This window comes from Streptomyces sp. W16 (assembly GCF_033194735.1).
Taxonomy (GTDB): Bacteria; Actinomycetota; Actinomycetes; order Streptomycetales; family Streptomycetaceae; genus Streptomyces.
Genome location: NZ_JAWOAI010000646.1, coordinates 1 through 4864, shown reverse-complemented (window position 1 = coordinate 4864; position 4864 = coordinate 1). Strand labels below are relative to the sequence as shown.

Annotated in this window: 5 protein-coding genes; 3 read left to right on the top strand and 2 right to left on the bottom strand. The window is 71.0% G+C overall.

Features of this window, described 5'->3' with window-relative positions; translation table 11 throughout:
- Together R6V09_RS46100 and R6V09_RS46095 are read right to left on the bottom strand one after the other, a co-directional pair.
- Window positions 1–531: alcohol dehydrogenase catalytic domain-containing protein (locus tag R6V09_RS46100; RefSeq protein ID WP_317887448.1), on the bottom strand; the 531-nt coding region annotated here is incomplete at its 3' end.
- A gap of 183 nt (window positions 532–714) precedes the next feature.
- Entirely contained in the window at window positions 715–1914 is a 1200-nt protein-coding gene (locus tag R6V09_RS46095) for a cation:proton antiporter (protein ID WP_317887447.1), read from the bottom strand.
- Between the two features lie 61 nt (window positions 1915–1975).
- On the opposite strand from R6V09_RS46095, the gene R6V09_RS46090 reads away from it, so the two are divergent.
- The 3 genes from R6V09_RS46090 to R6V09_RS46080 all read left to right on the top strand — a co-directional run.
- Window positions 1976–2926, top strand: a complete 951-nt coding sequence (locus R6V09_RS46090; RefSeq protein ID WP_317887446.1) for a PrsW family intramembrane metalloprotease — start codon at window positions 1976–1978, stop codon at window positions 2924–2926.
- Between the two features lie 83 nt (window positions 2927–3009).
- The gene (locus R6V09_RS46085; protein WP_317887445.1) at window positions 3010–3249 is read left to right on the top strand and encodes a heavy-metal-associated domain-containing protein; all 240 of its coding nucleotides are present in this window, start codon (window positions 3010–3012) and stop codon (window positions 3247–3249) included.
- Window positions 3250–3350: 101 nt separating this feature from the next.
- Window positions 3351–4864, top strand: a 1514-nt coding sequence (locus tag R6V09_RS46080) for a heavy metal translocating P-type ATPase (RefSeq protein ID WP_317887444.1), incomplete at its 3' end; no start/stop codon positions are given.

Here is a 4864-nt window from a genome sequence, read left to right as displayed (position 1 = left end):
GACCCCACCGCAGCCGTGCACCGCGACCCACTCCCCCGCGGCGACCCGGCCCCGCTGCACCACCGCGCGGAACGCCGTCGCGAACCGGCAGCCGAGCGAGGCCGCCGTCGCGAAGGACATTCCTTCGGGCATCGCGACCAGGTTCACGTCGGCGTGGTCCAGTGCCACGTACTGGGCGAAGGAGCCCCAGTGCGTGAAGCCCGGCTGGGTCTGTCGCTCGCACACCTGCTGGTTGCCGGACGCGCATGCTCCGCAGGTTCCGCAGGCGCACACGAACGGGACGGTGACTCGGTCGCCGGGGCGCCAGTCGGTCACCCGGGCGCCCACCGTCTCGACCACACCGGCGAGTTCGTGGCCCGGTATGTGAGGGAGCGTGATGTCGGGGTCGTGGCCCTGCCAGCCGTGCCAGTCGCTTCGGCAGAGGCCGGTGGCTTTGACCCTGACGGTCACTCCGTGGGCTGCGGGGTGGGGGTCGGGTACGTCTCGTACCTCGGCGGGTTCACCGTATTGCTCGAACACCACCGCTTTCATTCAGGCTCCCATCGCCGTTTTCGTCTGCGGGTTCGTCGTGGCTGGTCGCGCCCCGCGGCGGAGCCGCATGTCGACACAGCCCCGCGCCCCTGAGTGGGTTCTCTCCTCCCTCGCTTACACCGAACCGTTCGTGGGAGCGTCGCAGCGGGGCCGGGGCCCACCAAGTCGCCTTCCCCGTCAGCCTCACCACGACTCGGACCCCCTGACAGCTCCCTCCGCCCCCACCCGCTCGCCCCGCAACCGCAACGCGACCAGCGGAAACACCAGCACCGACACCATCGCCGCGCCGACCAGCGCCGCCGCGTCCGCCGTCTTCAGGACCTTGTCGTCGACCCCGATGGTGGTGATCGCGACGACCAGCGGCAGCGCGGTGGAGGCGAGGAGGGTGAGGGCGCGCCGGTCCCGTCGTACGAGATCGCGCGGGGCGAGGACGTAGACCGGAAGGCCGCGGACGAGGAGGAAGAGGGCCAGGAACACCGGGAGGAGGAGCAGGGCATGGCCGCCTGACAGCAGGGCGTCCAGGTCGAACTCGATGCCTGTGACGACGAAGAACACCGGTACCAGGAAGCCGAAGCCCATCGCCTCGACCTTCTCCAGGACCGAACCCGCGCTCTCCGGGGCCGCGCCGTGCAGCACCAGGCGGGTGATCAGGCCGGCGGCGAAGGCGCCGAGGAGGGTGTCGAGGCCGAGGGCCTGGGAGATGCCCAGCATCACGGCCAGGAGGAGGACCACGAGCCGTACGGCGAACTGGCCGCTGCTGTGCAGGGTCTTGGCGATCACCCGGGAGAACCAGGGCGGACGCGGGCGCATCGCCCACCACACCGCCCCGGCCGTGAGCAGGGCGAACGCGGCGAGCAGTGCCGTCGAGCGGCCCGGCGCGCGTCCACTGAGCAGCAGGGCCATGGCGATGACCGGCCCGAACTCCCCCACCGCGCCGACCGCCATCATCACGGAGCCGAACCGCGAGCGCAGGTCCCCCGCGTCGCGCAGCACCGGCAGGACCGTGCCGAGGGCGGTGCTGGTGAGGGCCGTACCGATGTAGACGCCCTTGGACCAGCCGGCGAGGAGGGTGGCCAGGGCGAGGCCGAGCGCGAGGGAGATCAGCCACGCGCGTACCGATCGTTTCAACGTGTCGCCGCGGATCCGGTCGAACTCGATCTCGTACCCGGCGAGGAAGATCAGCATCGTCAGACCGAGGCTGGACAGGGTGTCGATCACCTGTCCGTCGCCCGCCCAGCCGAGTACGTCCGGCCCGACGAGGATGCCCAGCAGGATCTCGAAGATGACCAGCGGGACCGGTAGCCACCGGCCGATCCCGTAGGCCAGCAGGGGCGCCAGTACGGCGATGGCCATGATCAGGACGAGCGTCCCGGACTGCGACATGAGCCGTATCTACCATAAAGTGCCAGTAAATCTGCCCTGTAGAAGTACGAGGGGATTTGCCGTGACCTACTCTCCGCCGCCGGGCGCGCCCCGGGCCCGTATCCCCGGGCCGCAGCAGCCGCCGCCGACGTACCCCCAGATCCGCACCGGCCTGTGGAAGCACTGCCTGGGCGGCGGGCTGGCGCTGTGGGTGCTGACCGCGCTGGTCACGTACGCGACGAGGAACACCACGCTGCTGCCGACGCTGATCCTGCTCGGCAGCTTCCTGGTGCCGGTGACCTTCGTGCTGTGGGCGTACGAGCGGCACGGGCGCGACCTGGGCGTCAGCGTGATCCTGGGCTGCTTCCTGACCGGTGGCACGCTCGGGGTGCTGGGCGCCTCGGTGATGGAGTACTACCTGCTGCATCCCTCCCTGTGGATGTTCGTCGGCGTCGGGCTGATCGAGGAGGCCGCGAAGCTCGGGGCGCTGATGTTCGTGCTGCGCCGGCAGCCTCGGCTGCACGGGATCCGCGCCGGGCTGGTGCTCGGCGCGACGGTCGGCTTCGGTTTCGCGGCCCTGGAGAGCGCCGGGTACGCCTTCAACGCGGCCGTCTCCACGAAGGGCATCGATCTGCGGGCGCTCCTGGAGACCGAGATCCTGCGCGGGGTCCTCGCCCCCTTCGGGCACGGCCTGTGGACGGCGGTCGCGGGTGCCGTCCTGCTCTCCTACCGACAGCTGAACGGGCGCTTCCGTTTCACCGGCCCGGTCGTCGGCACGTACGTCGGCGTCTCGCTGCTGCACGCCCTGTGGGACTCCACTCACGGCATCGCGATCTGGCTGGTGGCCCGGCTGTCGGGTGCGGGGCTGGACAGGCACCTGTTCGCCCAGGGGTACATCCCCCGGCCGACCGACCAGCAGGAGCACCTCTTCACGATGTTCTCGGTGGGCGGGATGGCACTCGTGGCACTGCTCGGCGTCGGCTGGGTGCGGTCGCTGGCCCACCGCGACCCCTCTTGGAGAAATACCCCCTAGGGGTATACCCTGGGTTCCAGGGTGAGCCACCGTGGGCCACTCCGACCCCAGCCGCCTCCACACGCCTCCACGAGGAGAACGACATGAGCGCCCAGACCGACACCCAGGGTTCCGTCACCACCGTCTACAAGGTGAGCGGGATGAGCTGCGGACACTGCGAGGGCTCCGTCTCCGGCGAGATCTCCGGGCTGCCCGGTGTCAGCTCGGTGAAGGCCGTCGCGTCGACCGGCGAGGTCACCGTCGTCTCCGCCGCCCCGCTCGACGCCGAGGCCGTCCGCGCGGCCGTCGACGAGGCCGGCTTCGAGCTCGTCGGCCAGGTCTGAATCAGCGACACCGGCACCACACTTCTGTTCTCTCCGACCGGGCCGTGCCGACCAGCTGATACTGGCTCCGCGCGGTCCGGTCCGATGTCTGGAGTCCGGACATGACCAGCACCACCACGATCGGCACCACCACCGAGACCCCCATAGCCGCGGCCCCCGAAGCCGCCGAGGTCGAGCTGCTCATCGGCGGGATGACCTGCGCCTCCTGCGCGGCCCGCGTCGAGAAGAAGCTCAACCGCATGGACGGCGTAACCGCCACCGTCAACTACGCGACGGAGAAGGCGAAAGTCAGCTACCCGGCGGGCATCCAGGTCGCCGACCTCATCGCGACCGTCGTGAAGACCGGGTACACCGCAGAGGAACCCGCACCGCCGCGACCCGAGACACCGATTCGCGACCACGATCCCGAACTCGCCTCCCTGCGCGAGCGGTTGACCGTCTCCGCCCTCCTCGCGCTGCCCGTCGTCCTGCTCTCGATGGTCCCGGCCCTGCAGTTCGACAACTGGCAGTGGCTCGCGCTCACCCTCGCCGCGCCGGTCGTCGTCTGGGGCGGACTGCCGTTCCACAAGGCCGCGTTCACCAACGCCCGGCACGGCGCCGCCACCATGGACACCCTGGTCTCGGTGGGCACGCTGGCCGCGTTCGGCTGGTCGCTGTGGGCGCTGTTCTGGGGCGACGCGGGCATGGCCGGCATGCACGACGAATTCCGCCTCACCGTTTCGCGTACGGACGGCGCCTCGACGATCTACCTCGAAGTGGCCGCCGGAGTCGTCGCGTTGATCCTGCTGGGCCGCTATCTGGAGGCCCGCTCCAAGCGGCGGGCGGGCGCGGCCCTGCGCGCGCTCATGCAACTGGGCGCCAAGGACGTCGCCGTACTGCGGGACGGCCGTGAAGTACGGCTTCCCGTGGCCGAGTTGGCGGTCGGGGACCGTTTCGTCGTACGGCCCGGGGAGAAGATCGCGACCGACGGCACCGTCGTCGAGGGCGTCTCGGCGGTCGACGCGTCGATGCTGACCGGCGAGTCGGTGCCGGTGGACGTGGCACCGGGTGACACCGTCACCGGCGCGACCGTGAACGCCGGCGGGCGGCTCGTCGTAGCGGCGAGCCGGGTCGGCTCCGACACCCAACTCGCGCGGATGGCGCGGCTGGTGGAGGACGCGCAGAACGGCAAGGCCGAGGTGCAGCGGCTCGCGGACCGGATCTCCGGGATCTTCGTGCCGGTGGTGCTGCTGATCGCACTCGGCACCTTCGGGGTGTGGCTCGCGGTCACCGGAGACACGGCCGCCGCGTTCACCGCGGCCGTCGCCGTGCTGATCATCGCCTGCCCGTGCGCACTGGGCCTGGCCACCCCGACCGCCCTCATGGTCGGCACCGGGCGCGGCGCCCAACTGGGCATCCTGATCAAGGGCCCCGAGGTCCTGGAGTCCACCCGCCGCGTCGACACGGTCGTCCTCGACAAGACGGGCACCATCACCACCGGCCGTATGACCCTCCAGGAGGTCCACGTCGCCGAGGGCACCGACGAGCGGGAGTTGCTGCGGCTCGCGGGCGCCCTGGAGCACGCCTCCGAGCACCCCGTCGCGCGGGCCGTGGCGGCGGGCGCGGAGGAGCGGGT